The organism is Brevibacterium limosum, from assembly GCF_011617705.1.
GTDB lineage: Bacteria > Actinomycetota > Actinomycetes > Actinomycetales > Brevibacteriaceae > Brevibacterium > Brevibacterium limosum.
This window is the reverse complement of the sequence record NZ_CP050154.1, coordinates 3,326,664-3,352,932: the sequence shown is the minus strand read 5'-3', so window position 1 is coordinate 3,352,932 and position 26,269 is coordinate 3,326,664. Positions and strand designations below refer to the sequence as shown.

Annotated in this window: 21 protein-coding genes and 1 riboswitch; of the genes, 11 read left to right on the top strand and 10 right to left on the bottom strand. The window is 66.4% G+C overall.

Annotation, left to right across the window (positions count from 1 at the left end; translation table 11 throughout):
* Positions 1 to 199: 199 nt before the first annotated feature.
* The 3 genes from GUY37_RS15190 to GUY37_RS15180 all read right to left on the bottom strand — a co-directional run bounded on the left by GUY37_RS15190 (position 200) and on the right by GUY37_RS15180 (position 2,741).
* Entirely contained in the window at positions 200 to 892 is a 693-nt protein-coding gene (locus tag GUY37_RS15190; protein WP_166827266.1) for a TenA family protein, read from the bottom strand.
* Positions 887 to 993: riboswitch (TPP riboswitch) on the bottom strand. Its footprint overlaps the gene before it by 6 nt.
* A gap of 42 nt (positions 994 to 1,035) precedes the next feature.
* Positions 1,036 to 1,713: a nucleoside/nucleotide kinase family protein gene (locus GUY37_RS15185; protein WP_166827263.1), complete on the bottom strand. Its 678-nt coding sequence runs from the start codon at positions 1,711 to 1,713 to the stop codon at positions 1,036 to 1,038.
* Positions 1,710 to 2,741 (bottom strand): ATP-grasp domain-containing protein, encoded by a 1,032-nt coding sequence (locus GUY37_RS15180; protein WP_166827260.1) that lies wholly within the window; start codon positions 2,739 to 2,741, stop codon positions 1,710 to 1,712. Before GUY37_RS15180 ends, GUY37_RS15185 begins: the two co-directional genes overlap by 4 nt.
* A 193-nt stretch (positions 2,742 to 2,934) precedes the next feature.
* Here GUY37_RS15180 and GUY37_RS15175 point away from each other — a divergent pair, with 193 nt between their 5' ends.
* Positions 2,935 to 3,297, top strand: coding sequence for a VOC family protein (locus tag GUY37_RS15175; RefSeq protein WP_166827258.1), 363 nt, complete (start codon positions 2,935 to 2,937; stop codon positions 3,295 to 3,297).
* A 41-nt stretch (positions 3,298 to 3,338) separates the two neighbouring features.
* Here the strand turns inward: GUY37_RS15175 and GUY37_RS15170 are convergent, their stop codons facing one another.
* Positions 3,339 to 4,772: an MFS transporter gene (locus GUY37_RS15170; protein ID WP_166827255.1), complete on the bottom strand. Its 1,434-nt coding sequence runs from the start codon at positions 4,770 to 4,772 to the stop codon at positions 3,339 to 3,341.
* A 316-nt stretch (positions 4,773 to 5,088) separates the two neighbouring features.
* On the opposite strand from GUY37_RS15170, the gene GUY37_RS15165 reads away from it, so the two are divergent.
* The 3 genes from GUY37_RS15165 to GUY37_RS15155 all read left to right on the top strand — a co-directional run bounded on the left by GUY37_RS15165 (position 5,089) and on the right by GUY37_RS15155 (position 8,859).
* Positions 5,089 to 5,634, top strand: coding sequence for a HutD family protein (locus GUY37_RS15165; protein WP_166827253.1), 546 nt, complete (start codon positions 5,089 to 5,091; stop codon positions 5,632 to 5,634).
* 197 nt (positions 5,635 to 5,831) lie between these two features.
* Complete coding sequence (locus GUY37_RS15160) at positions 5,832 to 7,145, top strand: hypothetical protein (protein ID WP_166827250.1); 1,314 nt, start codon at positions 5,832 to 5,834, stop codon at positions 7,143 to 7,145.
* A 235-nt stretch (positions 7,146 to 7,380) separates the two neighbouring features.
* The gene (locus tag GUY37_RS15155) at positions 7,381 to 8,859 is read left to right on the top strand and encodes a catalase (RefSeq protein WP_152348727.1); all 1,479 of its coding nucleotides are present in this window, start codon (positions 7,381 to 7,383) and stop codon (positions 8,857 to 8,859) included.
* Between the two features lie 226 nt (positions 8,860 to 9,085).
* Here GUY37_RS15155 and GUY37_RS15150 read toward each other — a convergent pair whose 3' ends face one another.
* The gene (locus tag GUY37_RS15150) at positions 9,086 to 11,017 is read right to left on the bottom strand and encodes an aconitate hydratase (RefSeq protein WP_166827248.1); all 1,932 of its coding nucleotides are present in this window, start codon (positions 11,015 to 11,017) and stop codon (positions 9,086 to 9,088) included.
* 132 nt (positions 11,018 to 11,149) lie between these two features.
* Here GUY37_RS15150 and GUY37_RS15145 point away from each other — a divergent pair, with 132 nt between their 5' ends.
* Positions 11,150 to 11,995 (top strand): DNA-formamidopyrimidine glycosylase family protein, encoded by an 846-nt coding sequence (locus tag GUY37_RS15145; RefSeq protein WP_166827245.1) that lies wholly within the window; start codon positions 11,150 to 11,152, stop codon positions 11,993 to 11,995.
* A gap of 116 nt (positions 11,996 to 12,111) precedes the next feature.
* Here the strand turns inward: GUY37_RS15145 and GUY37_RS15140 are convergent, their stop codons facing one another.
* Both GUY37_RS15140 and GUY37_RS15135 read right to left on the bottom strand, forming a co-directional pair.
* Positions 12,112 to 13,386 (bottom strand): MFS transporter, encoded by a 1,275-nt coding sequence (locus tag GUY37_RS15140; RefSeq protein WP_166827243.1) that lies wholly within the window; start codon positions 13,384 to 13,386, stop codon positions 12,112 to 12,114.
* Between the two features lie 51 nt (positions 13,387 to 13,437).
* Complete coding sequence (locus GUY37_RS15135; protein ID WP_166827240.1) at positions 13,438 to 14,187, bottom strand: TetR/AcrR family transcriptional regulator; 750 nt, start codon at positions 14,185 to 14,187, stop codon at positions 13,438 to 13,440.
* A gap of 47 nt (positions 14,188 to 14,234) precedes the next feature.
* Here GUY37_RS15135 and GUY37_RS15130 point away from each other — a divergent pair, with 47 nt between their 5' ends.
* The 3 genes from GUY37_RS15130 to GUY37_RS15120 all read left to right on the top strand — a co-directional run bounded on the left by GUY37_RS15130 (position 14,235) and on the right by GUY37_RS15120 (position 17,496).
* Positions 14,235 to 15,599 carry a flavin-containing monooxygenase gene (locus GUY37_RS15130; protein WP_166827237.1) on the top strand — a complete coding sequence of 455 codons (1,365 nt, stop codon included), beginning with the start codon at positions 14,235 to 14,237 and terminating at the stop codon, positions 15,597 to 15,599.
* Complete coding sequence (locus GUY37_RS15125; protein WP_166827235.1) at positions 15,596 to 16,459, top strand: SDR family oxidoreductase; 864 nt, start codon at positions 15,596 to 15,598, stop codon at positions 16,457 to 16,459. The genes GUY37_RS15130 and GUY37_RS15125 overlap by 4 nt, the downstream gene beginning before the upstream one ends.
* 71 nt (positions 16,460 to 16,530) lie before the next feature.
* On the top strand, positions 16,531 to 17,496 hold the full coding sequence (locus tag GUY37_RS15120) for an aldo/keto reductase (protein WP_166827232.1): 966 nt from the start codon (positions 16,531 to 16,533) through the stop codon (positions 17,494 to 17,496).
* 118 nt (positions 17,497 to 17,614) lie between these two features.
* Here the strand turns inward: GUY37_RS15120 and GUY37_RS15115 are convergent, their stop codons facing one another.
* The 3 genes from GUY37_RS15115 to GUY37_RS15105 form a co-directional block, all read right to left on the bottom strand.
* The gene (locus GUY37_RS15115) at positions 17,615 to 18,850 is read right to left on the bottom strand and encodes a threonine/serine exporter family protein (protein ID WP_166827230.1); all 1,236 of its coding nucleotides are present in this window, start codon (positions 18,848 to 18,850) and stop codon (positions 17,615 to 17,617) included.
* Between the two features lie 124 nt (positions 18,851 to 18,974).
* Positions 18,975 to 20,615: a GMC family oxidoreductase gene (locus GUY37_RS15110; RefSeq protein WP_166827227.1), complete on the bottom strand. Its 1,641-nt coding sequence runs from the start codon at positions 20,613 to 20,615 to the stop codon at positions 18,975 to 18,977.
* A 194-nt stretch (positions 20,616 to 20,809) separates the two neighbouring features.
* Complete coding sequence (locus tag GUY37_RS15105) at positions 20,810 to 22,747, bottom strand: primary-amine oxidase (protein WP_166827225.1); 1,938 nt, start codon at positions 22,745 to 22,747, stop codon at positions 20,810 to 20,812.
* A 98-nt stretch (positions 22,748 to 22,845) separates the two neighbouring features.
* Between GUY37_RS15105 and GUY37_RS15100 the strand changes: the two genes are divergently transcribed.
* The 3 genes from GUY37_RS15100 to GUY37_RS15090 all read left to right on the top strand — a co-directional run bounded on the left by GUY37_RS15100 (position 22,846) and on the right by GUY37_RS15090 (position 26,256).
* The gene (locus tag GUY37_RS15100; protein WP_166827223.1) at positions 22,846 to 23,442 is read left to right on the top strand and encodes a TetR/AcrR family transcriptional regulator; all 597 of its coding nucleotides are present in this window, start codon (positions 22,846 to 22,848) and stop codon (positions 23,440 to 23,442) included.
* 167 nt (positions 23,443 to 23,609) lie between these two features.
* Positions 23,610 to 24,572 carry an AraC-like ligand-binding domain-containing protein gene (locus GUY37_RS15095; RefSeq protein ID WP_166827220.1) on the top strand — a complete coding sequence of 321 codons (963 nt, stop codon included), beginning with the start codon at positions 23,610 to 23,612 and terminating at the stop codon, positions 24,570 to 24,572.
* A gap of 292 nt (positions 24,573 to 24,864) precedes the next feature.
* Positions 24,865 to 26,256 (top strand): APC family permease, encoded by a 1,392-nt coding sequence (locus GUY37_RS15090; protein ID WP_228278485.1) that lies wholly within the window; start codon positions 24,865 to 24,867, stop codon positions 26,254 to 26,256.
* Positions 26,257 to 26,269 lie beyond the last annotated feature (13 nt).

The following is a 26,269-nucleotide window of genomic DNA, read 5'->3' as shown; positions in this document are numbered from 1 at the left end:
TAACCAACCCCCGAATATCAGGCTGACAATGCTTGTCGACAACGACGCGTCTGAACCTCGCCCCTGACCGCGGTGGCACTCTTACCATCCTGGACGCCAGCGGAAACCGATCCGGGAAAACATTATTCTGCCCCTTGACAAGTAAATCCACATATCAGGTCAGCGGGCTGGGCAGCTGCGGTGTGCAGGCCCGGGCGGCTCAGTTTTCGTACACGTTGTCGAAGAAGGCGCATTCGAGGTCGACGGCCTGGTGCCAGGTGCGACCCAGGGTCTCGGCGTCTGAGCCCTGGTCGTCGTCTGTCGGGAACACGCGTTCGAGTTCGTCGACGAGGAACTGCACCCACCCGTGGAAGGTGTCGCCTCGGTGGAGGTCGATCCATCCTCGGTGCACCTGGCGCGGCGGTCTTGACTCTTGGGATTCGGCCCAGTCGAGGTAGAGCCATTCGGCGACGACGAGGACGATCAGCAGCTGCGGGTACGACGCCGAGGCGACGGACTCGTCCATGAGATCCCGGAACCCCGCCGTGGGCGCCGTGAGCTCAGGGTCGAGATACTCATCGGGACGCACTCCCAGCTGGGCGAAGGAATCGACGAAGTACGTGTCCTCATCGGCGGCGAGCATCCCCAGCTGCCGGGCGAACCGCAGCTTCGCATCGAGCTCATCGACATGGGCGACGCAGGCACCGAGCATGGACAGGAACGACTCGAAGAACTGATAGTCCTGCACCAGATAGTCACGCATGACCGCGTCGTCGACGGTGCCGGCGAAGAGTTCGCGGACGAATCGGTGGTCGATGGCCTCCGCCCATTGTCTGCTCGTCGACCTCATCAGTGCCGACACCGCTCCGTCGGCGGCCACGGTGATCGTCGTGTTGATGTCTGTGGTGGTCATTGCTCTTCCACTCCCTCCGCCGGTGCTCACCGGATCAGGTTCAAAGGGTCTGCGTGTGCACTCTCAGCGCCGGCTCCTTCGGCGCTCCCCTGCAGCCCCTCGACCCAATCACTCTGACAAGAACTGTTGTCAGATCGAACGAGTCAGGGCCGACCGGTCAAGGTCGGCCGGTCGAGGTCGCGGTTGTCGAGCACCCACGTCGCCTGCTCCCGCGGGGTCGCCTCGGCGAAGTAGAGGCGCTGGCCGCCGACATATCGGTGATTCGACTCATCCTCGGGGTCGGCATCGAAGCGTCCGGGAAACCGCTCATTGCCGCGAGGAACCGAGACCTCGAACGGCACATCGACCCACACGCTCGCATCCCAGAGACTGCGCAGCTCGGGACGGTGGAGGAAGATCCCTTCGACGAGGAGGACACAGTCGCTGGGCAGGATCCGAGGTTCCGGCTCGATCGGCCGGTCCGCGTCGACGTCCCACACCGCAGCAACGATCGCTTCACCCCTGCGAAAGGGTTCGACGACCGACTCGACGAATGCGCTGTAGTCGTAGGAATCCCGGTAAAAGGTCTCCGGCCCCTTGCCGCGGGCGCAGCGAACCGCCCGCGCGTGGTGGAACCCGTCGATGCCAGCTGTGGCGACCGGACGAACCGCCGCAGTGCCGGTACCTCCCGAACCCTCTTCCGCGAGACCGACGAGTTCCCGGGCGATCGTCGACTTCCCGGCCCCGTCGACCCCGTCGAGAGCCACAAGAGCACGCCGCCCGGGCCCGACAGCGCGCAGCCCAGTCAGCAGATCCGTGAGTACCCGGATGCGGGTGCTCACCGGGGTGCGGACCCGGCGAGCGACGCGGACGGTGGGGCCACCTCGGCGAGGGTGTCGGCGATGAAATCGGCGATCCGGTCGGCGGCCGGCCGCCGACCTGCCAGCTGTTCGGCCGTTTCGACGGTCGGGTTGTAGTTCGTGTTCGTGTTGATGTCGTAGACGACCTGGCGACCGTCGAGAGTTTCGATGAACTCGATGCCGGCGATCGCGACACCGAGATCGACCAGCAGCGTCTCGAGGTGAGCGATCAGCGGTGTCTCGGCGGTGATGTCGTCCCGGCGGGAGAACCGGCTGACCGGAGTGGCAGCGGAACCGATCGATGCGTCGGCCCGGGGGATCTCGCAGGCATCGGCCGGGCACAGTTCGAAGGAACCGCCGGAGACGTCGACGCGCACCGCATAGTGGAAACGGCCGCCGATGAACTCGGCGCGGGTGATGAATGGCAGCGCTGGCTGCACATACTCTTGGATGAGGGTGATGCCGTCGATCGGTGCATTCGCTCCGCAGGGTGCGAAATCTGCAGCCGCGTCGGAAAGCTCCGAATGGGAGTCGAAGCGGCGGACACCGAGTCCCTTCCCGCCCTGATTGTGCTTCGTGATGAACGGGGGAGCGAAGGTCCCCGCGGCCTCGACGAGCGCCTGCGGTCCGAATGCGGCCGCGGTGCGCGGCACGTCGAAGCCGCGGCCGGCCAGCTCGCGATGCTGACGGATCTTGCTCACCTCGAGCTCGTAGACGTCGCGACCGTTGAGGACCCGGCGCCCAGCGGCGGCGAGCCAGTCGAGAACCGCGCGTCCGTACTCCTTCACATGCCGATCGGTTCGAGTGTGCGCCGACGCCGACAGCCGTGACCAGAACAGCCCCTGTGGAGGTTCGGCGGCAAGATCGATCGTGGTCTCGGGCAACAGCCACTCGATATGAGGGACGCCGAGGCGATCGAGCGCCTCGGTGAATGGGGCGATCCATTCCGGATTGTCGTGGATGATGTACACCGCCGGAGTGTCGCCGACAGGCAGAGTGTGAGAACTCATCGCGCACCTTCGCTTGGGGTGCCGGCGCGATCGCTCGCCCGGCGGATCTGCTCAACAATCCTACGCCACGTCATCGTTTCGCGAACAGGGTCCCTGGCGCGATTGCCGTTGCCTCTCGAGCAGATCGTCCACTGCTCGGGCCCGCCGCCGCCGGGGCCCTCGACATGTCCGTGCCGCGGCGTAGACTCGGGGCATGGCTATAGCAAAGCAGCCCGTTGTCGTGCTCGATGCTCCCGACGCCGCCGAGCTCGCGGAGTTCTACGGAAAGCTTCTCGACTGGACGGTCGCGGTCGACGAGGACGGCACCTGGGCGGCAGTCACCTCCGATTCCTGGCCGCCGATCTGCATCCAGCAGGTCGAGGACTATCACGCGCCCAGCTGGCCCGGGCAGGCTCACCCCCAGCAGATGCACCTCGATGTCATCGTCGACGACCTCGATGTCGCGGAGAAGTCCGTGCTTGAGATCGGTGCGGGCAAAGCCCCCGAGCAGCCGGGCGAGACGTTCCGCGTCTTCCTCGACCCGGCCGGTCACCCGTTCTGCCTGTGCAGGTCCTGACACCCGAGGAGCCCACCGGCGCCTGAAGCAGAATTCGTGCCTCAGGTGGGTCCGGCTCTGCTGCTGAGCTCCTCGGCGAGATCCTCCGCCTCCTCCCGTGACGCCGCAGACGGGGTCGATCCCCACAGCGGGCGGCGGTTGCTCTCCGGCACGAAGTGGATGGCGACGAGTCCGATGACGCCGGCCGCCATGAGGTAGACCGCCGGCCACATGAGGAATCCGGTTGCGTTGATGAGTGAGGTCATCACCACCGAGGTCGTGCCGCCGAACAGCGAGATCGAAAGATTGAACGCGATCGCCAGGGCTCCGGCGCGCACCATCGTCGGGAACAGCGACGGCAGGGTCGAGGGCATCGTCGCACTGAAGCAGATGAGACTGAGTCCCATGATGAGCAGGCCGAGGAAGACGACGATGTCGCTGTGCCCGCGGACGAGCCAGAGAGACGGGAACGACAGGACGATGAGTGAGATGGCGCCGGATCGCACGACGGCCTTGCGACCGACCCTGTCCGAGACCTTGCCGATGACCGGAATGACGGCCAGGCAGCAGGCCATGACGATGATCTGCAGGATCTGCGAGGTCAGCTCGGAGACGCCGCCGCTGCCTTGGATGTCCTCAACCATCGGGAAATAGAGCGGGATGAACGACGTGAGCATGTAGTTCGTGACGTTCCAGGCCAACACGAGACCGCAGCAGGCCAGCAGATTCGGCCACAGCTTGAAGATCTCCTTGAACTCTCCCTTGACGTGGTTCTTCTGCTCCTCCTGTTCGGAGAGCCGCTCCATCTCCTTGTAGGCCGGGGTGTCCGCGAGTCTCGTCCGGAGGTAGACGCCGATGAAGCCGAGAGGAAGGGCGATGAAGAAGGGGATCCGCCAGCCCCACGACTCGAGGAATTCGGGAGTCGAGACGGTCTGGACGATCGTCGCGAACAAGGCCCCGAGGACATATCCGGTGAAGGTGCCGACCTCGAGCAGGCTGCCGAGGAACCCGCGCCGCCGATCCGGTGCGTATTCGGCGATGAAGGTCATCGCATTGCTGTACTCGCCGCCGGTGGAGAAGCCCTGGAGCAGTCGGCACGCCAGCAGCAGGAACGGCGCCCACAGACCCACGGTCGCATAGTCGGGGATGACCCCGATGAGGAAGGTGCCGGCGGCCATGAGGATCATCGTCATCGCGAGCACCTTGTTGCGGCCGATCCTGTCGGCCAGCGGACCGAAGAAGAGCCCGCCGAGAGGTCTGACGAGGAAGGCGACGGCGAAGAGCCCGGCGACAATCACGTGTCCGATGGGGCCAGAATCCTTCGGCAGGAAGATTCCTTCGATGACGACCGCCAGGTAGCCGTAGACTCCGAAGTCGTACCACTCGGTGATATTGCCGATGGCGGCGGCGCCGATCGCCCGCTTCGTGACATCGGGCTTGGTCACGGTGATCTCTTCCGGCCGCCACCGTCTGCGGACATTGTCCGGTCCGAACATGCCCCTCCCTCCGATCGACGGTGAGAGGCCTGCGGGCACGTGTGTTCGGCGTGCTGGCGAGACGAACGAAAAGCACCCGGAAACGATTCCGCCTGCCCCTCATCGACGCGTGCCCCTCATCGATATGAGTGCTGTCCATGCCCTGCGCCGAGGCGAGCCGACGCACTGCACCCCTCAAGGCTAGTCCTCTCCCGACGTTTGGCAAGATCCTCCGTATCCTCCGTGCGGGGATCCGCACCTGTGCGAGTGGGCCCGGCTCCTGTGGATCCTGCACGTGTGGGTCAGGGAGCGGGCTGCTCGGTCTAGAGTGGGACCCATGCGCGTGCTCACGAGCTTCGACGACCGGGCCCCTGTGCCATGGGCCAACGGCGCGGGAGAGACGACCGAACTCGTATCGATCACCGATTCCGAGGCGCTCACCCCGCATCTGAGACCCTGGAGACTGAGCATCGCCCGCCTCGAACGTCCCGGTCCGTTCTCCGCACTGCCGAGGATGGACCGCACCTTGCTGCCCACCTCCGAGGCGGTCCTCACCGTCGACGGGACCGCCCGCCGGGTGCCCGAACGCTGCCCGATGCGCTTCCACGGCGAGCAGGCTGTCGTGCTCACCGACGTGGCCGAACCGTGCTTCGCCGTCAACCTCATGGTCGTCGAGGATGCTCGCGGTCCCGAGCCCGACGCGGACTCCCGTGGACGGCTGTCGATGATCGGTCCCCGACAGCCGAGCCCGCCGCGTCTCGCAGGGCAGCCCTGCTTCGTGCTCACCCTGGACGCGGCCCCGCACGCCCCGCGCTTCCAGCTGTTCGAACTCAGCGCTTCCGAGCTTCCTCACGACCACCTCGGCTTGGTCATCCTGCACTGAGCGCCCACGGCGACCACGGCTGGAAAAATGGTGAGAGTCGGGTGTCCCGCAGGTCACACGGTTCTGCATCGTTCCACGTCAGAGCGTGCAAGCGCGACTCGTTGGGTCAGCGATCTCTCAGGCTGGGCGACCGCGTTTCAGCATGCCCGAACACTGAGGCCGGATACTGGTTCGAAGCACGTGTTCTGGGAGGATCAGTGGCATCGAATACCGGCGAACCGGACCAGTCGGACAATCAGTACGCAGACGAAGCGGAGTCGACTCACACACCTCGGCACTCGCAGACCCTGCCGCTCATCACCGAGGAGATCGCGGCCGCTCGGCCTGGAGCCGCACCGACCCCGACCGAGCATGTGACGACCCCGGTGATTCCACCGAATCCGATCCGCCGCGATGACTCGACCATGCCCATCGACACTCCGACAGGGGCCACGATCGAACCGGCCTCTGATCCTGAGGCGAAGGACGCACCCAAGAACGAGAAACCATCCGAGGGACGCATCTCCGCCACCCAGCTCATCGCCGGCGCCGGTGCGGCAGCGACCTCCTCGGTCATCGGGGGCCAGCTGGGAGTCGCGGGAACCGTCGTCGGAGCCGGCGTCGCCAGCGTCGTCACCGCGCTGGCCGTCACCCTGTACGGGCGCAGCCTCGACAAAGGCAGGGAGAAGATCCAGAAAGTCGGATCCAAGCTGGCCCCGGCTGTGAAGGCGAAGATCGCGAAGGGCCCGGATGCTGTGAAACCCGCCGCCGTCGACCCTTCGCTCGCCGAGGATTCGGCCTTCGCACCGCCGGAACCCACCGGTGACTACGCGCACTTGACGGCTGCCTCGGCGAAGGAGGACGAACCCGGTGAACACGCTGAGCAATCCGGATCGGGAACTGACGCGCAACCGCGCACCTGGTGGCAGAAGCTGCGCCGCAAACGGGTCCTCTACCCGGTGACGATCGGCGTCGCCGCCTTCGGCATCGGACTCGGCGCTGTCGTCGTGGCCGAGAACTTCACCGACGCCGATATCTCGCCCGGCACCTCGCAGATCTCACGATCGGTGTCGGGACAGTCGACAACGGGTGAGGAGACGAACACCGGAACCTCAGACTCCGGATCCTCCGGCGAGGGGTCGAGCAGCGGCTCCGGGTCGGGGGCGGATGGGCAGCAGAGCTCACCCGACAGCGGAGCGGACGGTCAGACCGGACAGTCCACCTCGGCGGGAGAGACCGGCTCGCAGGGCACGGAATCCGGCCAGACCGACCAAGGAGCGGACACCACGACGGACACCGGAACCGATACCGGCTCGACGACCGCCGACGGCACCGATACAAGCAGCGGCACGACAGCCTCGGACAGTGCGGGAAGCACCGGGAGCGCAGGTGACACCAGCGGCGGAACGGACGGTTCACCGGGCACCGGCGGCAGCGGATCCTCCGCGGACAGCGGCGGATCCTCGGGCTCGGGAACCGGCGGGTCAGCCGGCGGCTCCGGCGGTGGATCGGCCGCCTCAGCGCAGGGGTGAGGAGATCTACACCGCTTACGGGAATGAAGACAGGCCGCCCTTGGTTGTGCTCAACAGAGAACCTCGCTAGGTTGAAACTGACTCCGACAGAGTTTTGCCGACGTCGGGAAATCGAGATCAGGTGAGGCGCGTGCACCCTCCGATCCACAGATCTGGTGGGAGACACGTCTCTCCGTCGGGCAACGGCGGAGGAATGCGCGAGGTCACCTGAAATCAAACGGTTGAAGGAGATGTGATGACGCAACATACAGATCATGAATACCCCGGACATGACAGCACCAAGCCCTCGACGACCGAGTCCGGTGCGCCCAGGGAATCCGACGCCCACTCGCTGAGCGTGGGGGCCGATGGTCCGCTCATGCTCCACGATGTGGCCCTGGTCGAGAAGCTGGCCCGGTTCGATCGTGAGCGTGTGCCCGAGCGCAGCCCCCACGCCAAGGGATCGGGTGCCTTCGGCGAACTCGAAGTCACCGAGGACGTCTCCGCCTACACGAAGGCCGACTTCCTGCAGCCGGGCAAGAAGACCCCGATGCTCGCCCGCTTCTCCACCGTCGCCGGTGAACTCGGTTCGCCCGATTCCTGGCGCGACGTGCGCGGATTCGCGCTGAAGTTCTACACCGAAGAGGGCAACTTCGACATGGTGGGCAACAACACCCCCGTCTTCTTCGTCCGCGATCCGATGAAGTTCCCCGACTTCATCCACTCGCAGAAGCGCACCCCCGATTCGGGTCTGCGCAGCAACAACATGCAGTGGGACTTCTGGTCTCTCTCGCCCGAATCCGCCCACCAGGTCTCCTACCTCATGGGACCGCGCGGTCTGCCCAAGACCTGGCGGAACATGAACGGCTACTCCTCGCACACCTACATGTGGATCAATGCCGAGGGCGAGAAGTTCTGGGTCCAGTATCACTTCCACACCGATCAGGGTGTCGAGAACATGTCGAACGAGGAGGCGGGCAAGCTCGCCGGCGAGGATGCGGACATCCACCGCCGCGATCTCTTCGACGCCATCGAGCGCGGCGACTACCCGTCCTGGACCTTCTACGTCCAGATCATGCCCTACGAAGAGGCGAAGACCTACCGGTTCAATCCCTTCGATCTGACGAAGACCTGGTCGAAGAAGGACTACCCGCTCATCAAGGTCGGCAAGTTCACGCTCAACGAGAACCCGTCGAACCACTTCGCACAGATCGAGCAGGCTGCCTTCAGCCCCTCGAACACCGTGCCGGGCACCGGGATCTCTCCGGACAAGATGCTGCTGGGCCGCGTGTTCTCCTACCCGGATGCCCAGCGCAACCGGATCGGCACGAACTTCAACCAGCTGCCGGTCAACGCCTCGGTGACGAAGACGAACTCGTACGACAAGGAAGGCCAGATGCAGTACCACCATTCGGGTAATGCACCGGTCTACGCCCCGAACTCGTACGGACGTTCCTACCAGGACACCCAGGGCACGATCGACAACAGCTGGGAGTCCGACGGCGAGCTCGTCCGCAGCGCCTACAGCCTGCACGCCGAGGACGACGACTTCGGCCAGGCACACACCCTGGTTCGCGAGGTCTACTCCGAGGAGGAGCGCCAGGGTCTCATCGAGACCGTCGCCGGCGGCCTCTCCGACGGGGTCGAGGAGCCGGTGCTGTCCAACGCGATCCAGTACTGGAAGAACATCGACGCCGAGGTCGGCGCGGCCATCGAGGCCAAGGTCAAGGGCTGAAGCCACCCGCTGGGGAAGTCCAGGCGCCCTGAGCGTTCGAAACTGATCCAGCGGTCGGCTTCGTAGGCGCCCACGGGCGCCTCGGGCGCTCGAAACGAGACGGCGGCCCGGATACCTTGTTCGGTATCCGGGCCGCCGTTTTCGTGCCCTCCCTCCCCGAACTACCTGACGGCGGCCCAGCAACCTCGCGCGAGGTTGCTGGGCCGCCGTCAGGTAGTAATTGAGGTCAGTTCTGTTGGGCGCGCTGGGCGATGCGGCCGCCGGCGAGGACCATCTCGACCTGACGAGGCGAAAGGCCATGGCGGAATTCGAACTTCCGCCCGGCCGCCTCGGCGGTGATCGAATCTCCCTGAGCGAGCTCATCACGCAGGCCCCGGAACTCAAGCACATCACCCTGGGACATTGCCTCGTAGTCGGCCTCGTTCGTGAACTCGAGGGCAAGGACGCCGAAATTCGCGAGGTTCTGCCAGTGGATGCGTGCCAGCGACTTCGCCACGACCACCCGCAGTCCGAGATACCGAGGAGCGATGACCGCGTGCTCACGCGAGGATCCCTGCCCGTAGTTCTCACCGCCGACGATCGCATGACCGCCATCGTGCTCGGCGGCCCGGGTGGCGTAGGTGTCGTCGACCTGGATGTAGACGAACTCGGCGATCTTCGGAATGTTCGATCGGTAGGGCAGGACTCGGGAGCCGGCGGGCATGATCTCATCCGTGGAGACGTTGTCGCCGACCTTGAGCAGGATCTCCAGATCGATGTCGTCGGGCAGGGGCTCGAAGTCGGGCAGAGTCGAGATGTTCGAACCCTTGACGAGCTCGACCTCCCGCGCCTTTTCGAGTTCGAGCGGCGGGACGAGCATCTTCGGGTTCGCGGAGAACTTCTCCGGCAGCCGCACCTCGGGATAGTCCATGTCGAGGTCGCGAGGATCGGTGATCTTCCCGGTCAGCGCGGCGGCGGCCGCAGTCTCCGGCGAACACAGCCACACGGAGTCCTCGTCGGTGCCGGAGCGTCCGGGGAAGTTCCGCGGCATGGTGCGCAGACTGTTGCGCCCGACTGCCGGTGCCTGGCCCATGCCGATGCAGCCCATGCAGCCGGATTGGTGGATCCGTGCTCCGGATCCCACCAGCGAGGTCAGCCATCCTCCGGAGATCAGGTCGGCCAAGACCTCGCGGGAGGTGGGGTTGATGTCGAGGGAGACCTGCCGATGGATCTGCCTATCGGCCAGCGTCTCGGCGACGACCGCGAAATCCCGCAGCCCCGGGTTCGCCGAGGAGCCGACGACGACCTGGAAGACGTCGTCACCGGCGACCTCGCGCACCGGAGTGACATTGCCCGGTGACGAGGGCGCGGCGATGAGCGGTTCGAGCTGCGAGAGGTCGATGCTGTCGGTGAGATCGTATTCGGCACCCTCGTCCGCCTCGAGGCGCGTGAAGTCCTCACCGCGGTCAACGGCTTCGAGGTAGGCGCGGACGGCATCGTCGGCGGGGAAGACAGTGGCGGTGGCACCGAGTTCGGCACCCATGTTCGCGATCACGTGACGGTCCATGGCCGTGAGGTTCCTCAGCCCGTCCCCGTGGTACTCGATGATCTTGCCGACGCCGCCCTTGACCCCATGGCGGCGCAGCATCTCGAGGATGACGTCCTTGGCGGAGACCCAGTCCGGCAGTGTGCCGGTGAGTTCGACCCCCATGATCTGCGGGGCGCTGATGTAGAGGGACTCACCGGCCATGGCCATGGCGATCTCGAGACCGCCGACGCCGATGGCGAGCATCCCCAGTGCCCCGGCGGCACAGGTGTGGGAGTCCGAACCGATGAGGGTTGCGCCCGGTTTGCCGAACCGCGACTGGTGGACCGGGTGGGAGACGCCGTTGCCTGCGGGTGAGAACCACAGTCCGAACCGTTGGGCCGCCGAGCGGAGGAACTCATGGTCCTCCGGGTTCTTCTCATCGGTCTGCAGCAGGTTGTGATCGACGTACTGCACCGACAGGTCCGTGCGGATCCGGTCGAGGCCGAGCGCCTCGAGTTCGAGCATGACCAGGGTGCCCGTCGCATCCTGTGTGAGTGTCTGGTCGATCCGGATCCCGAGTTCGTTGCCGGGGGCGAGCTCCCCGGATTCCAGATGTGAGTTGATGAGCTTCTGAGCGACATTCTCTGCCATCGTCAACCTCCTTCAGCAGTGGTCGAAACACATGGCGCGGCACGCCCATGCGTGATCTGTCCACGTTAGCCCTCGCGCACAGGACTCACAAGGGCAGTGGCTTCCGCCCCGACCAGGGCGCATACTGGGACCATGCCGGAATTGCCCGAGGTCGACGCACTGGTGAGCTTCCTGCGCGCGAAGGTGGTCGGCGACTTCGTCACCCGCACCGACATCGGGGAGCTGAGCATCCTCAAGACCGCCGATCCGCCGCTGGATGCGATCCGCGGACTCGAGATCACCGGGGTCTCCCGGGTCGGCAAGGTCCTCATCGTCGAGTTCGACGGCCTCGAACTGGTCTGTCGTTTCGCCCGTGCCGGCTGGCTGGTCTGGCACGAGGCTGTGCCCACCGGCCCGGTGAAGATGGGCAAGGGACCGCTCGGCCTGCGCATCCATCTGGCGTCCGGGGCCGGCTTCGATCTGAGTGAAGCGGGAACGAAGAAGAACGCCGCGGTCTCGCTCGTGTCCGACCGCTCCGAGGTACCCGCCATCGACAGGGCTGGGCCCGACGCCCTGTCCATCGAGGCAGACCAGTTCGCCTCGGCCCTGGCCGGTTCGAACTCTCGGATCAAGACCGTCCTGGAGGATCAGGAACTCATCGCCGGCATCGGCAACGCCTACTCGGACGAGATCCTCCATACGGCCAGGCTCTCCCCATTCGCCCCGGCCTCGGGCGTCGACGCACCGGCACTGCTCGAGACGGTGCGTGAGGTACTCGGTCGGGCCCGGGACGCGTTGATCGAGCTGCCGCCGGGGAAGATCAAGGCGGCGAAGAAGCGCCGACTGCGGGTCCACGGCCGCACCGGGAAGACGTGCCCGGTGTGCGGGGCGACCATCGCGGAGGTCTCCTTCGCCGATAAGTCACTGCAGTACTGCCCCGGCTGTCAGACCGGAGGCAAGAAGCTCAGCGACCGCAGGATGGACCGACTCCTCAAGTAGTCCGCTCAAGCAGTCCGTGTCCTCGACAGATTCGCTGCTCGGCCGGTACCGCACCGAAAGCGACCTCGAGGGAGGCCGTCGCGGCGGTACTCTGCCGGCCGTCCCGGAGCTCGCTCTCACCGCCGACGAATCCGTTCGCCTGGACGAGGCTGCGGCGACCTCGGCCCGAGCACGAGCGGGCGCATCGCCAGCAGACCGAGCACAGGGCCGGGCAGGAGCAGCCACACGGCGACGGCTCCGAAACTCACGATGAGGCTCTGGAGGACGACGATGCTGATGACGCTGACGGCGAAGCCGAGGGAGTTCATCACCGTCAGCCCCGTTCCCGTCAGCTCTGCGGGAGCATAACGGGCGGCCAGGTCCGAGAACTGAGGGGAGTCGGCGATGACGAGGAAGCCCCAGAGCGCCAAGGCTGCGACGAGGATCGGCCCCACGTCGGGCAGCAGCGGATAGATCAGGCACATCAGCCCAGAGCCCGCGAGCGCCGCTGCGGCGACGGCGGCACCACCGGCCCGGCGAGCGATGACTCCGCCGAGCACACATCCGGCCACCCCGGCGGCGATGACGAGGAAGCTCGTCGTCGCCAGGCCGGTGGAGCCGCTCCTCTCTCCCACAACAGCGATGACGAGTGTGGGAACCACGGCCCAGAAGGCGTAGAGCTCCCACATGTGGCCCGCGTACCCGAAGACGGCAGCTCGGAACATCCGGTCCCGGAACAGTCTGCGCAGCGCCGGTTCACCATCTCCCCTCGGACTCGTCGTCGCCGTGGACGCAGCGCTCGCCCGCATCACTCCACGGCTTCGGCGAGGCGCCCCTCGGCCGGAGATCATGGCGATGAGCACGGACCCGAGCACGGCCAGGGCGGACGAGCCCCACATGATCGACTGCCAGGGCAGGGAGGCCCCGACCGCCGACAGCAGTTGGGGCATCGCGGTGCCCAGGGTCAGCATCGCGACGAGCCAGGCCAGGGCCTGCCCGGACTTCGCCTGGGCCCGTTTGACGATCATCTTCATGCCCATCGGATAGATCCCCGCAAGGCTGACGCCGACGAAGAAGCGAGAGATCCACACGAGCGCGAGCTCCGAAGGGCCGAGGGTCCAGACGAAGTTCAGTCCGGCACCGATGAGGCTCGAGACGATGAAGATCCGCTCTGGCGGAAAACGGTCCGCGATCCCGGTCGCCGCGCTCAGCAGCGTTCCGCAGATGAAGCCGATCTGGGTGGCGGCGATGAGCCATCCGAACTGCCCGGGTGTCGCCCCGAGCCAGGCCGAGAGCCCTTCGACGGCGCCGCTGGGGCTGAACCACAGCGAGGTCCCGAACCACTGCGCCAAGACGATGGACAGCACAGCGGCCCCCGTGACCCGTCTTGATCGCGATTGCGAAACAGCCATTGTCTCTCCTCATCGACACCCGAACAGGTGGCCGATCACAGGGCCATCGTGTCACGAACCGCGGTCGGGGACCACCCCATAGGCGCGCATGGCCACCTCGGCGATGTGAGTGAGGAAGGCCGTGGTCGACATACGCTCCGGCACGGGGGTATGCACGCGCTGGACCAGGGCTTCGGTGATTCCGCCGACGACGATGAGGCTGGTGAGATCGCCGCCGTCCGCCTCCGGCGAGAAACCGAGGTCGGGCAGGTCGTAGGCGGACTGCAGCCGCACGAACGCAGAATCGACGGCCGCGGCGAGCATGCGCATCGTCTCCCTTCGCCGGGCTTCGAGCGACTCGTTGACGCCGACGGCCTCGACCTCGAGCACGCGGGCCTTGCGCTCATCGCGCAGCATCGGCATGAGTGCAGCGGACACGACGTGGACGGTCGCGTCGCGCAGGCTCGCCGCGGCCGGAATCCTCAGCGTGGCCATGGCCTCGCCGATCTCCGCATTGAGGACGATGTAGAGCTGTTCGAGCAGCGACTCCTGGGCCGATAACGACTCCTGTGCTGTCCCGTCCTCCGCGGTCGGCCCCGCCCTCCGAGCGGGGAAGAGCTCATAGAAGGACCTGCTCGACACACCGGATTCGTGGCACAGCGCCTGGATGGAGGTCGCCCGAAATCCGAGCGTTCCGTACAGCTCGAGCGCAGCTTCGAGGAGGCGCTCACGACGTGCCCCGTCGCGGTCGGTCCGTGAGGTTCCGCGCCACATGCCCGCCGAGGAGGTGCCGGGGAAGTTCTCGGAGGCTTGCACATTCATTCCTCCAGTGTAGTGAAAATTCTGATTTTCAATGGCAGTATTGTGACATGCCTTACAGCGTCAGGCAGAGACATCGAGCCCCGAAGGTGACCGCGCCCATCCCGCCGGACGACACGCTGCCTCGTGTGTGCATCATCGGGGCGGGATCCTCGGGGATCGCCGCCGCGAAGACCCTCTACACCTCGGCCATCCCGTTCGACTGCTTCGAGAAGGGCAGCGAAATCGGGGGCACGTGGCTCTTCGACAACCCAAACGGCACAAGCGCGTGCTATGAGACCCTGCAGATCAACACTTCGTGCCCGCGCATGGCCTTCTCGGACTTCCCCATGCCCGAGCACTACCCGCACTACGCCCGCCATGATCAGGTCTACGACTACTTCCGCGACTACGTCGACCACTTCGGATTCGGCCACACGATCACCTTCGACACCGAGGTCACCGATGTTCGCCGAGGCGGCCGTGGCGGTTGGGACGTCGACATCACGTCCGCATCCGGTTCCGAGACTCGGCACTACGACGCCGTGATGGTCGCCAACGGACACCACTGGGACGCTCGGTGGCCCGACCCCGAATACCCGGGGGACTTCGACGGCGAACAGATCCACGCCCACGACTATCGCAGCGGTGATCAGCTCGAGGGACGCGATGTGGTCGTCGTTGGTGCCGGCAACTCGGCCATGGACATCGCCGTCGAAGGTTCGCATCGGGCCCGCAGCGTCAACCTCTCGATCAGACGCGGCCAATGGGTGATGAAGAAGACGATCATGGGCATGGCGACAGATCAGGTCGTCATGCCCGGATGGGCTCCGTGGTGGATGACCTCGCTGAGGCTGCGCCTCGGCGCACTGGCCTCAGGAGGACTGAAGAAGTACGGACTGCCGGTGCCCCCGCACGCGCCGGGCCAATCGCACCCCGTGCAATCGGACGCCATTCGGGACCGGCTCAAGGCGAAGGCCGTGACGGCGCGCCCCGGGATCGAGCGTCTCGAGCGGGATCGGGTCGTCTTCACCGATGGGACCTCGGCGCCGGCCGACCTCATCGTCTGGGCCACCGGATACCGGGTGTCGTTCCCGTTCCTGTCCGCCGACGTCGTCGACGTCGAGAACAACGACCTGCCCCTGTGGAAGCGGATGGTCCATCCGGATCGGCCGGGCCTGTTCTTCATCGGACTGCTCCAACCGGTGGGGGCGGTCATGCCGCTGTCCGAGGTCCAGTCGAAGCTGGCGGCGAAGATCCTCACCGGCGCCTGCGAGCTGCCGAGCCGCCGGGACATGGTCAGGCAGCTGGCCCGCGATGACGACCGGAACAAGAAGCAGTTCTACGATTCGCCGCGGCACACGATGGAGGTCGACTTCGACCACTACCTGTGGGAGATCGAACGGGAGATGACGAAGGGTGCGGTGGCCGCATGAGCAGATCGAGAGCAGTCACAGGCAAGGTCATCGCCATCACCGGAGGGGCCCGCGGGATCGGGCGTGCGATCGCCGAGCGCCTCACAACTGCCGGGGCTCGAGTGGCCATCGGCGATCGTGACCTCGAAGCGGCGCAGGAGACCGCCGCGGAGTTGGGCGTGCGCGCCTACTCCCTCGACGTCGCCGACAGGGACTCCTTCGACGACTTCCTCGGTGCCGTCCGCAGCGAACTCGGTCCCGTCGATGTGCTCATCAACAACGCCGGCATCATGTGGGTCGGATCCTTCGAGGAGGAGCCGGATTCTGCGGCCCGGGCCCAGCTCGAGGTCAACCTCCTCGGTGTCATCAACGGCGTCAAGGCCGCAGCGCCTGCCATGCGCGGGGCCGGGCGCGGGCACCTCATCGCGGTCGCCTCGGCGGCATCGATCCTGCCCGTCCCGGGGGAGGCGACGTACGCTGCGACCAAGGCCGGGGTGCTCGGGTACTTCCGCGCGGTGCGTGCGGAGCTGCGCGGGAAGGGAGTGGACACGAGCGTCATCATGCCCGCCGTCGTCGACACCGTCCTCGCAGCGGGCACCGGCACAGGGTCGGTCCGACTGCTGCGCCCCGACGATGTCGCGGCCACCGTCGTCGACGCCGTGGCGCGGCTCCGGTTCGAGATCACCGTTCCCGGTTTCATCGGATCGGCAACCCGGTGGGTGAGCCTGTTGCCGCAGCGGTTCAAGGACCGCGCATTCGCCGCCATGGTCCCCGACCAGGTGGAGCAGGTGCGGGAGGACGCCCGCGTCGGGTACGAAACGGCGGCTTTCATGACCTCCCGCGCGGGGCGGAAGGAAGGGCGAGTCGCCTCGGCGGAATAGTCCCCGACGCAATTCCGTTGTGCGGGAGTGCGGCCCACATATGGCCGAGCACCCTACTGAAGGAGGAGAATTTGACGTCACGGAAGCAGTTCCCCGGCACTGAGCTGTCGATCTTCCCGATCAACCTCGGCACGAACACCTTCGGCTGGACGGCCGATGAGGCCCAGTCGCATGCGGTCCTCGACGCTTTCGTCGCCGCGGGCGGCAATTTCCTCGACACCGCCGAGTCCTACCCCGCGTGGGTGCCCGGAAACACCGGTCGCGAATCCGAGACCATCATCGGCACCTGGCTGGCCGACCGCGGCAACCGCGATGACGTCGTCATCGCCACCAAGGTCGGTGACCATCCTGACCACAAGACGCAGAACCCCGATTACATCCGCACCGCCATCGACGCCTCCCTGGAGCGTCTGCAGACCGCTCACGTCGACCTCTACTATGCCCACCGTGATGATGAGGTGACCCCCATCGCCGAGGTGGCCCGCGTCTTCGATGAGATCGTGCGTTCCGGCAAGGCCACGCACATCGGAGTGTCGAACTACTCCGCCGCGCGGCTGGCCGCCTGGTTCGCCGCATGCGAGGACGAAGGCCTGGTCAAACCTGTGGCCATCCAGCCGCAGTACAGCCTCGTCTACCGGCGGGAGTTCGAGACTGACCTGCGCCCGGTGGCCGAGCGACGGAACCTTGCGGTGTTCTCCTACTTCAGCCTCGCCGCGGGCTTCCTCACCGGCAAATACCGCACCGAGGTCGACCTCGAGGGTGCCGATCGAGGGGCCATGGTCAACGGGTATTTCAACGCCGAGGGGCTACGAGCCGTCGACGACCTCGTGGCGATCGCGAACTCGCATGACGTGGCTCCGGCGACGGTCGCACTGGCCTGGCTGCTGGCCAAGGGAGTGACGGCGCCGATCGTCTCGGCCCGCACACCTGAGCAGCTCGAATCGCTCATGGCCGCGCCCGGGCTCGAACTCAGCGCCGACGAGGTCGAACGTCTCGACGCGGCCTCCGCGCCGTTCGCGCAGGAAGACCCCTCCTGACTCTCCCTCCCAGAACTACCCGGCGGCGGCCGAGCAACCTGGCCCAGCAACCTCGCGCGAGGTTGCTCGGCCGCCGCCGGGTAGTTCTGGGAGGGCCTTTGCTCGGGAGGGCCTGACGTCAGGCGACGATTTCGTCCTTGGGCTCGGCGGCATGGGCGAGGGCGGAGCCGATGACGGTGCCGATGGCGATCGTGAAGAACGTCGCCCCTGCCGCAAGCAGACTGCCGGCGACTCCGGACCCGTCGCCGAATTCGATCTGTGAGGCGTTGAGGAGCCCGAAAGAGCCGGGCGCGACGACGAGGAATGCGGGCACGAAGCTGATCCGCCAGATTGGCCCTTTCGGCAGACGCGAGAGCACGACGGCCACCAGCGAGGCGGTCAGGGCGCCGGCGAGACCGCCGATGGCGGCACCGAACTGAGCGCCGATTCCCAGTTGGGCCAGGGCTGCGGCGGCGATGGCGAGGACGATCGGGACCGTGTGTTCGAGCGGGGTGTGGAGGTAGAGGATGAGACCCAGAGTCGCGGAGGCGACTCCGAGGGCCGAGAGCCACCAGGTGGAATCGGTCAGCTGGGAGTTCGCCAGCGCCTCGGCGCCGGTACCGGTGACCACGGCGGCACCGGCGACTCCGGCGATGAACATCGCCAGCTGCACTGTGGAGGAGACGAGCCGGGAGCTGCCGGCGGACAGAGCGCCGGCGGAGATCTCCGTGAGCCCGGTGACTACGGCGCTGCCGGGCAGCAGGAGGGCGAGGGTCGCGACGATCGTGCGCAGCGGACTCTCGAGCCAGTCGAGCCGGTAGCCGGCGAGCATGAGGACCCCGACGATGAACGCCGAGGCCACCGGCAACAGCGCACCGAGGCTGGGATGCTTGGCGTTGAGCGCCAGGACGCCGGCGACGATGAGGGAGCCGAAGGCGGCGAATGCGAGATTGATGAGTCCGGGTTCGAGCAGCAGGCACAGTCCCACGCCGATGGGCACCGCACCGAGGTAGGTCAGCCATCCAGGCCAGCGCGGGGGACTGGCAATGACTTCGGCTTCGATCTTCCGGCGTGCTGCCTCGATGCCGAGTCGGCGGGATCGAAGGGCGTCGACGATGTCGAGCAGCTTCGCGGTCTGATCGAACCGCAGGTCAGGACCGATCCGTTCGAATCGGGTGGGACTGCCGGGGCCGAGGGTGAGGAACAGGCCCTTGGGCAGGGCGGCGACGTTGATGGACTTCAGACCGACGGCGGGCGCCAGACCGGTCAGGGCGTCTTCGACATCGACCGTGGAGATCCCGCCGGCGAGCAGCCCGGCCCCGATGGTGACCAGCAGCTCCTGAGCGGGAACGGTCGCCTCGCTTGCCTTGTGCACTCCCAGTCCCTCTCGTCTGCAGGTCGGCCGACGAAGTAGAAGATACCAGCCCCGTGCTACTCGACGGCGGCCCAGCAACCTCGCGCGAAGTTGCTGGGCCGCCGTCGGGTAGCAATTAGTGGAATCAGTAGGTGGCGGGGGCGGTGATGCCGTCGGCGGGAGAACCGACGAGAGCGGCGGCCGCGCGTTCGGCGATCATGATCGTCGGTGCGTTGGTGTTCCCTGTCGGCACGAGCGGCATGATCGACGCATCGGCCAGACGCAGCCCTCTCAGTCCCCGGACCTCGAACGTGCTCGGGTCGACGACCGCCTCGGCGTCGGTGCCCATCCGGCAGGTCCCGGCCTGGTGGTGGTAGGTGACGACAGACCCGCGGACATAGTCCTCGAGATCCTCGTCGGCCACCTCGGGGCCGGGATGAATTTCCATGGGCTGCCACGGCGACAGTGCTTCGGCCCGACCGATCTCACGGCACTGTCGCACCGACCACACGAGCGCGTCGACATCAGCCTGCTCGGAGAGCACCTGCGGATCGACGATGAGCGGATCCTGCGGGTTCGGACCGCTCAGCCGCACCTCGCCTCGACTCTCGGGGCGAACCAGGCCGCCCTGCAGAGTGAAGGCTCCGCCGGGACCCGGTCCGGTCTGTGCGGCAGGGGCGGAATCCTGGGCGTACATCGGCACGGAGAAGAACAAGGGCTGAGTGTCGGGAACCGGCAGCTCAGGCCGGGACTTCGCAAAGAAGTGAACCTCCGCCGGTGCCACCTCGCCCATCGGAGCCTCCCGATCGCCGATCGAGAAGATGACCGGAGAGAGCCAGTGATCCTGGAGGTTCTTGCCGACTCCCGGCAGATCGAGCACCGAGCCGATGCCGACTTCGGCCAGCTCTGAGGCGGGACCGATACCCGAGCGCAGGAGCAGTTCAGGGGAGGCCAGAGCACCGGCGGAGAGGATGACCTCGTCCGCGGACAGAGTGCCGACCCGTCCCCGGAAGTCGACTTCGAGCCCGGTGACCGTCGTTCCCTCGGTGAGGAGCCTACGGGCGTGGGTAGCGGTCAGAATCGTGAGATTCCCGTCGCCGAGGCGGGACTTGAGGTAGGCCCGCCATGTGTTCAGCCGTTTGCCGTCGCGGACGTTGAGCTGGATCTTTCCGACCCCTTCGACGCTGCCGGAGTTGTAGTCCTCGTTGTAGGGCACGCCGGTCTGCTCGGCCGCGGTGAGCATGTCCTCCTGCAGCGGGTTGCGTTCGTAGTCGACGCGCACATCCATCGGTCCACCGGTGCCGCGGGTCTCGGTGACCTCGCCGTCATAGTTCTCGATCGCCTGGAACACCGGCCAGACGTCGTCCCAGGACCAGCCCGGGCAGCCGGATGCGACCCACTGATCGTAGTCCCAAGCATCACCGCGGACCCAGATGACGGCATTGAGGGCGTTCGATCCGCCCAGGACTTTGCCGCGAGGCAGGTGGATCTTGCGCCCGAGAGCACCTGGCTGCGGGATCGTGTAGTAGTCCCAGTCCTGGGCAGAGTGCCAGATGAGGCCGAGGTTGTTGAGGTGGTCGATGTTCGGGTTCGTCTCGTCACCACCGGCCTCGACGAGGCAGACCGTCTTGCCGGCGTCGAGGAGGCGGCGGGTGAGCACGCACCCGGCCGATCCCGCCCCGACGACGACATAGTCGAATCGCTCATTCGGGAACTCGGTGGGGAAGGTGTCCGGATGGGCTGCGGTGTTCGAGGCCTTGGCGCCTGCTGCATGCTCGGTTGTCATGGCCACAGGCTAGTGACGTCTGTCACCGTTTAGGAATGTCTGCGGTCGAGGTGTGCACGTTTCGGCAAGCCGCCACCGACGGTTGTGCGCGCATCGTCAATTCCGTTCCGCCCGAGCTCTCCGGACTACCCGACGGGGGCCCAGCAACCTGGCGCCAGGTTGCTGGGCCCCCGTCGGGTAGCAATTAGGGGAGGTCAGGAGTCGCAGCAGTGGCTGCCGGATTCCGGGGCCGGGACGTCGAGGGCGGGGGAGCGGTCGAAGAAGCCTTCGGGACGCAGCTTGAAGCCGACGGTGTCGACGGGCATGATCGGCCAGTCCTCGACCCGCGGGAAGTGCGTGAGGCCGAAGCTGTGCCAGAGAACGATGTCCTCACCGTCGACGTTGCGGTCGGCAGCCGTCCACGTCGGCAGCCCCGCATGTCCGGGGTGCTGATTCGGGAAATCCCCGGTCGGATAGCGTTCCTCCTCGTGATACTGCGTCACCCACAGCGACTTCGAGGCGAACGTGGCGCGGCGATGGATCGACGAATCCTCGGCCGCGAGCAGGGTGGGCAGGCCCGTCGGGTGCAGTTTGTAGCCGACCGGTTCGCCGAGGCGGTTGTTCGACTCCGGGTTCGTCACCACCCAGGTCCGGGCCTTCGACTGGTCCGCGTCCCGCTGTGCGGCCTGCTCTGTGCCCAGGACCGTCCGGGATCGGCTGAAGGCGTTGCCGCGCGGATTGTCTTCCGAGACCGGGAGACGAACCACGTCCTCCTCTTCGACCCGGCACTTGCCTCCGTCGAGGGCGAAGTCGAGGCGAGCGCCGAAGAGATGCTGGTGGAACGGGGCACCGAGGCCGGGTGCGATCTCGGAGGCGAAGTCCGTCGACCCGTTCGGCAGCGCCGAGGTGAAGACGACACCGGTGGCCTTGGCCTCGAACTCGATCGTGCCGTCGAGGTAGAGGTACCAGTAGAAGCCGTAGTCGTAGTTGCCGACCGTGGTGAAGAACGAGACGACGAAGCGGCGGTTGCGGCGGGTGTAGGCGACCCCTGACCACAGGTCCGAATGTTTGGCCAGGATCGAGGCGTCCTCCTCGTGCATGCAGATTCCGTTCTTGATCTGCCGCGGTTCGCCGAGGTTGTTGACCACCCACGGTGACAGATAGGTGATATCGCCGAGGCAGTCACACCCGAGCTCGAGCGAGTTCGCCCACTGCCCGACGAGATATTCCCCGGTGTCGAAGTAGTTCTGCCACGACCGCACGGGCGAGGGGTCGCCGTAGGGAACGACCATCTCGGCGATGGCGGCCCGGTCGAGGATCGTGCGGCGCCGGTCTCCGTCGTCGAAGGCGATGTTGTGCAGGACGAGTCCTTCGCGCATGTCGAAGCCGACATCGAAGGACCACTTCTCCCATTCGATGTGGTTGCCCTCGGTGACGGTGAAGCTCGGGCCCTCCGGCTGCGTGATCGAGATCGGCTTCTGCGTAGTGCGCACAGGTCCGGTGAGCTCGGGATCCGTGTAGTTGCCGTGTTCGGCGGGCACCGGGACGTTCTCGAGGTCGAGGATCTGGTCGACGGTCTTGTTCGTGACGTCGACATAGGCGACGAGGCCGTCGATCGGGTGCGCCCACGCCGAGTCGGTCTCGTGCTGCTGGTGGAAGGCGAGCCCACGCAGAATCCGCCGACCCGACTCCTCCGGGTACTCGAAGACCCCGGCTGACAGCGGAGCGACCCGGACCTCGTCGACGGGCAGTCCGCGCTTCTCCAGGCTGGCCAGCCACGTCGGATCGGAGGCGAGGACCTCCTCGACGACCTCGAACTCCTCCTCCATGACGGGGAACTCGCCCATCTCGGTCGAGTCCAACTCGGTCACCGTGTCGACGGTCTCGCGGGTGGCTGAGACGATGATGTCACGGGCGGTGGCGGCGGTCTTGTCGAGGACGAAGGCACGGAAACGGCGGTCCACCTCGGCGGTGGTCCGATCCGTGCCGCGCACGGGATCGAGCAGGCCGACGTAGGCCATGCGCGCGGTCTCCGGAAAATGTCCGGCCGAGCGCAGCACCGAAGTGACGCCTGCGATCTCGGTCTCGGTCGGCAGAGTGAAGGGGGTGGCTGTGGTCGCCTCGGCGATGGCGGCGGAGGAATGGCAGGACATTGTGCACCTTTGCAATCTGGGCCTGTGGGCTGAGTCACGCTAAAATCTACATTCGTAGGAAATAAAGTCAAGACCCGATCATTGCCGCTGGAGGAACCATGCCCAAGATCGTCGACCATGACCAGCGTCGCCGGGACCTCGTGCAGGCGACGCTGCGCCTGATCGTGAGGCAGGGGCTCGGCGGAGCGACGATGCGCGATATCGCGACCGAGGCCGGCTTCGCCAACGGGGTCGTCACAACGTATTTCGGGTCGAAGGCCGATCTCCTCGCGGCCACCTACCTGTACGTCTTCGAGGCCACGAACGCCCGGGTGGCGACCTCGACGGCGGGTCTGCGCGGGCTCGATGCTCTGCGGGCGTTCGCGCATGAGGTGCTCCCGGTGACGCCGGAACTGCACGATGAGGCCCGCGTCGTCTTGTCCTATCTCGCCGAGGTGGCCCAGAATCCCGAGCATACGCGCGCGACCGCTGAGACCATGGAGCTCTGGCGAGCGTGGATCGTGTCCTGGCTCGGCGAGGCCGATGCCGATGGTCGGCTGCGTGCCGAGGCCGCCATCGAATCCGAGACCGAGGTGCTCCTGACCTATCTCCTCGGGGCACAGACCACCGCCATCATCGGCGGGCGCGGATTCGACTTCGACGGCTTCCGGGCCCAGCTCGACTACGTCATCGCCCGACTGGACCGGCGGAGCTGATGAGGCGGGGCCGGAGTGGGGCGAGCGGCGGGAGCCTTGCCGAAGGGCGGTGACCAAATGGTCGGTAATTGGTCTCAGGGTCGTGACTGGCGCGACGGTTGGGGATAGAGTGACCGGACAACGGGCCTTCGACGAAGCGGTCGGGGCCGAGCAATCTAAGGACGACGATGTTGCTTGAAGACACCGCGAACGACTTCGACGGCTGGCAGAGCCTGGTCTCGGACTCGTTCGTCCCGCTCGATACCGAACCCCAGCGCCGAGGCGGATTCCAGGGTCGCATCAGCGCTCGCGACTACGACTCCGTGGTGATGTCGCAGATCAACGCCAACCCCCACGCCGTCCTGCGCACCCCCGACCTGATCGCCCGGTCGGGGTCAGAGGCGCACTGCTGCACGGTCGGGACGAACTACTTCAAGGTCTCGCTGCAGCTCGACGGGCACGGCCTGCTCATCCAGGACGGACGCGAGATGACCCTGGCACCCGGATCGCTAGCGATCTACGACACGTCCCGTCCCTATACGCTCAGCTTCGAGTCGGACTTCTCGTCCTACGTCATGATGTTCCCGCAGTCGCGGGTCAACCTGCCCGCCGGAACCGTCGGCCAGCTCACCGCCACCCCGATCGGAGCCGACCATCAGCTCGGCACGGTCGTCGCCCAGGTCATCTCCCAGGCCGGAGCCATGCTGCCGACACTCAGTCGGGCGACCGGAGTGCGGCTGGCCGGCAATGTCGTCGATCTGCTCACCACGGTGATGACCGACGAGCTCTCGGCCGCAGGCAACGAGGTCGACGAGCGGCAGCAACTGTGGGCCGAGGTCACCGATTTCATCGACACTCACCTCTCCGATCCGCAGCTCACGCCGTCGACCATCGCGGCCGCCCATTTCATCTCGGTGCGCACCCTGCACCAGATCTTCGAAGGCAGCGGGGAGACCGTGGCCGGGGAGATCCGGCGCCGCCGCATCGAGAAGTGCCGACTCGACCTCGCTGACCCCGGACTGCGTCAGACGCCGGTGGCTGCCATCGGTGCCCGATGGGGACTGAGCGACCCCGCACACTTCTCCCGCCTGTTCCGCAGCGCGGTCGGCCAGCCGCCCGCAGCATATCGCCGCAGCGCCCTGGCCGACTGACGAAACCGGTTCGGCTGGGTCGAGCCGGGGCGGCCGGCCGCGAATGCGCGAATCGTCAAGAACTCTGCCTGCAAAGCCAAGACGCAGCGGACAGGCAGCGGCCACACTGGCAGTAATCACTTACGACTGTTAGGTGGATCACATGAGCACTCTCAGCTCGGACCCGGCCGAAGGCGGCCTGGGTTCCCCGATCGGCAACGCCGCCGATCGGGCCTCCACGGACGCCCGGCACGCACCCGCGGCCACGGCCTCACTCGATGCCCGCCGCATCGGAATCCCCGCGCTCGTCTTCATGATCATCGCCGCCTCGGCGCCGTTGACCGTCGTCGCCGGCGGAGTGCCCAGCAACTTCGCCGTCACCGGATTGATCGGGATTCCGCTGTCATTCGTCGTCCTCGGGATCATCCTCATCCTCTTCGCCATCGGCTATGCGGCGATGAGTCGCCACGTCCACAATGCCGGCGCGTTCTTCGCCTATATCTCCAAAGGACTGGGCAAACCCGTCGGGATGGGTGCGGCGATGACCGCGCTGGTGGCCTACAACGCCATGCAGATCGGCATCGCCGGAATGTTCGGCTTCGTCTTCTCCTCCTTCCTCGACACCCTCTTCGGCCTCTCTTGGTCTTGGTGGGTCTGCGCCCTCATCGGCTGGGTCATCGTCGGCATCATGGGGGTGCTGCGCGTCGACTTCTCCGCGAAGGTGCTCGGCATCATCGTCGGTGCGGAGTTCCTCGTCGTCATCGTCTTCGACATCATCGGACTCGCCCACAGCCCCGAAGGCATCACCACCGACGGCTTCGCGCTCGACCAGCTCTTCGCTCCCGGGGTCGGTGCGGCCCTGGCGTTCTCGATCGCGGCCTTCATGGGCTTCGAGTCCGGAGCCATCTACAACGAGGAGGTCAAAGACCCCAGACGCACCGCAGGACGTGCCACCGTCATCGCCGTGTGCATCATCGCGGTGTTCTACGCGTTCTCCGCCTGGGCGATGGTCGTCGGAGAGGGGGCCTCGAAGGTCATCGGCCGGTCGCAGCAGTTCGGCCCCGACCTCATGTTCGTCTTCCTCGGCGAGCATGCTCCGGTGTGGTTCGTCGACCTCGGCAACCTGCTCTTCCTCACCTCGCTGCTGGCCGCGCTCGTCGCCTTCCACAACATCGTCGCCCGCTACGTCTTCGCCCTCGGCCGCGATCGGGTCCTTCCGTCCGGCCTCGCCAGGACTTCGCGTCGCAGCGGTGCCCCGGTGGCCGGTTCGCTCACCCAGTCGGGTCTCGCGCTCGTGATCATCCTCGTCTTCGCCGTGGTCGGCTCCGGCAGCGATGACCCGCTGTTCCCCGTCGTCACGCTCTTCACGTGGCTGACGAACATGGGCGCCTTCGGCCTCGTGCTGCTCATGGCGCTGACCGCGCTCGCCGTCGTCGGCTTCCTGCGCACGAAGGCGGGGGAGTACTCGCCGTGGACCCGAGCATTCGCTCCCGGCCTCTCGGCGATCGGGCTCCTCAGCCTCTTCGTCGCCATCGTCATCAACTTCAACGTCCTCATCGGCACAGAGGGCACCACGGTCCTGTCCTGGCTGCTGCCGGCCATCGTCCTCGTCCCCGGACTCATCGGCACCATCTGGGCCATCGTCCTCCGCTCGTCCTCGCCGGACCTCTATGCAGGAATCGGTTCCGGTGGAAGCCTGGGATGAGAGACCGAACCAC